The sequence below is a fragment of the Pseudomonas machongensis genome (assembly GCF_034961125.1).
GTDB classification, from domain to species: domain Bacteria; phylum Pseudomonadota; class Gammaproteobacteria; order Pseudomonadales; family Pseudomonadaceae; genus Aquipseudomonas; species Aquipseudomonas machongensis.
On the sequence record NZ_JAYFUI010000032.1, the window covers coordinates 1 to 310 of the forward strand.

1 protein-coding gene is annotated in these 310 nt (G+C 63.5%); it reads right to left on the bottom strand.

Annotated features, from left to right (window positions below):
- On the bottom strand, positions 1-310 hold a 310-nt coding region (locus tag VA602_RS00565), incomplete at both ends, for an ATP-binding cassette domain-containing protein (protein ID WP_323452174.1).

Genomic DNA, 310 nt, shown 5'->3' on the forward strand with positions numbered 1-310 from the left:
TGCCAGACCTCGCCCTGCTCGACTACTTCGCCACGTTCGAGCACCACCCCGCGCTGGCAGATGTCGCGGATCACCGCCATCTCGTGAGTGATCAGCACGATGGTCAGGCCAAGGCGCTGGTTGATATCGCGCAGCAGGTCGAGGATCGAGGCGGTGGTTTCAGGGTCCAGTGCCGAGGTCGCTTCGTCGCACAACAGGATCTGCGGATCGTGCACCAGCGCGCGGGCGATGCCGACACGCTGCTTCTGACCGCCGGACAACTGCGCCGGATAGACATGATGCTTCTGTTCCAGGCCTACCAGCTCCAGCA